The organism is Sutterella seckii (genome assembly GCF_009183815.1).
GTDB classification, from domain to species: domain Bacteria; phylum Pseudomonadota; class Gammaproteobacteria; order Burkholderiales; family Burkholderiaceae_F; genus Sutterella; species Sutterella seckii.
This window is the reverse complement of sequence record NZ_WEHX01000176.1, coordinates 1-1594: the sequence shown is the minus strand read 5'-3', so window position 1 is coordinate 1594 and position 1594 is coordinate 1. Positions and strand designations below refer to the sequence as shown.

The window sequence follows — 1594 nt, the reverse complement described above, 5'->3', positions numbered from 1 at the left end:
GATTTTTAAAGAGCGTCGTCAACACTGCGGGGTTGAGGCCGACGCTCTTACCGATGGGAACGGTGCTTAATCACCCGAGCGCGTTATGAGTTTCGGGGTTAACCCTTATTTAAGAATTACTTTCGTGAATTTAACTCAAATTAATTTAATTTTATATGTGAAGGGAAAACCCTCATTTGCGTTCGTGTAGCAACAATGCGACGTTGAATTTTAATATCAATATATTTATCAAATATTGATTTCTCCGCTAATCACGAGCACCCCAATGGCAAAGTTCTCCAATATATAGCAGAGCTTCCTACCCTGACGCGGATAAAGGGACTGTGGCTCAAGCCTCCAGCCTGCCTCCGGTTCTCCTTAGACTCAAAGAATCTCCGGATCCATCATCGCCCGATGAATCCGTGAGTTCTCGAACATCATTTCAAGCCGTCTTCCACCACTCCCGGGTGCCCATCCTCAGCGCAGGATCAAGCGCCACCGCCTCTCCGATCTCAGGCGTGAGGAGCGAAAAGCCATCCGCCCTTGTGGTCGCGAGCGCCCGTTCGAGCGGCTCCTGCCACGAGTGGCGGCTCAGGCAGAACTTGGAATTGTGCATGGCGAGCACTGCTTCCGGGCGAATGACTTCAAGCGCCTCTCCCCAGGCTTTTGGAAGAAGATGCACGCCCGGCCAGTCCTCGTTGTACTGGCCGTCCTCAAGAAGCGCAATGTCGATTCTCGGGAACATTTCCCGGATCTGCGCGAAGTGTCTTCCCCAGCTCGTGTCGCCCGAGTGGTAGACATTCACGCCGTTCGCAGAAAACATGTAGCCCGCCCAAAGCGTTTCGTTGCGCTTAAAGGTCCGGCCGGAGAAGTGCTGCGAGGGGAGCGCCGTAATCGTGAGGGGACCCGCTTTCGTCACCTCGAACCAGTCGAGCTCCGTGATGCGCTCGGGCTCCCATCCCCAGGCCTCGAGGTGCGCGCCGACGCCCAAGGGGCAGACGGCTCTTTTGACGCGGGACTTCAATTCCTTTACGGTCTCATAATCGAGATGGTCGTAATGATCGTGCGTGATGACGAGAAGGTCTGCGGCCGGAAGGTCCCTCGGCTGATAAGCATCCGCCCCGGGGAAGGGCTTATAGAACCCTGGAAGCGGAAATGCCTGATGCAGCGCCGGGTCGATGATGACCGAAACCCCTTCCATCCGGAGAAAGAACCCCGAGTGTCCGAGCCATACGAACTGGTTCTGCGGGAGCTGAGCAAGATTCGTCTTCATGTGCGGGAGGATGCCGACGGGAAACCGCGCCGGATTCCGGTCAAAGAGGAATTCGCTCATGATCTCGAACTGCGAGCGGTTCGCAGGCGGCGCCGCCATCGGATCGAGATTCTGAAACTGGCCCTCCGCCCAGTGAGGAGACGACATCATGCGTCTCAGGCGCTCGCCCTCGGGCTTTCCGCCGAAGTCCGGTCTCGTCATGACGGTTCCGCCCGCGGCGGCGGAAACCGCAGCGAGTCCAAGAAAATCGGGTAGGAGGCATGGGATTAGTTCCCATGCCGTCCTCCCACACCACCGTACGTACGGTTCCGTATACGGCGGTTCCTAGTATCAAGGCTTAAC

At 56.5% G+C, this 1594-nt stretch carries 1 protein-coding gene; it reads right to left on the bottom strand.

The annotated features are described in order from the left end of the window. Positions 1-421: 421 nt before the first annotated feature. Complete coding sequence (locus tag GBM95_RS11640) at positions 422-1453, bottom strand: MBL fold metallo-hydrolase (protein WP_152159241.1); 1032 nt, start codon at positions 1451-1453, stop codon at positions 422-424. Positions 1454-1594: the final 141 nt, after the last annotated feature.

Bases quoted from the DNA above. Each gene is read 5' to 3' on its own strand.
- GBM95_RS11640 (WP_152159241.1), bottom strand. From the start codon at position 1,453: ATGACGAGACCGGACTTCGGCGGAAAGCCCGAGGGCGAGCGCCTGAGA.